The 384-nt window shown below is 67.7% G+C and carries 1 protein-coding gene; it reads left to right on the top strand.

Going from position 1 to position 384, the window contains the following annotated elements:
- Positions 1–354: HAD family hydrolase (locus EOA29_RS40935; protein ID WP_145970219.1), on the top strand; the 354-nt coding region annotated here is incomplete at its 5' end.
- Positions 355–384 lie beyond the last annotated feature (30 nt).

Here is a 384-nt window from a genome sequence, read left to right as displayed (position 1 = left end):
GGCGTCGCCACCAACGATTCGACCAGTGGCGCGGAAAAGACGCTGGTGACGCTCGGCGTGGCGCAGCTTTTCGACGCCGCCTATGGCTATGATTCGGTGGCCAGGCCGAAGCCGGCGCCGGACACCATCCTCGCCTTCTCCGACCTGACCGGGCTGAAGCCGGCCGAGATCGCCATGGTCGGCGACAATCGCCACGATCTCGAAATGGCGCGGGCCGGCGGCTGCGGGCTGGCGGTCGGCGTGCTTTCCGGCACAGGCACGCGTGAATCGCTGTCGGCGATCGCCGATGTCGTGCTCAACTCGGTTGCCGACCTGCCGGATTTCCTCGCCGCGAGGGTCAAGGAGACGATCTGACCGCCTCGAACGAGAAGACCCCGCTCGGGC

Origin of the sequence: Mesorhizobium sp. M1E.F.Ca.ET.063.01.1.1 (assembly GCF_003998155.1) — a bacterium.
Taxonomy (GTDB): Bacteria; Pseudomonadota; Alphaproteobacteria; order Rhizobiales; family Rhizobiaceae; genus Mesorhizobium.
Note: the sequence above shows the minus strand (reverse complement) of the source record. Positions and strands in the feature narration are given on the sequence as shown.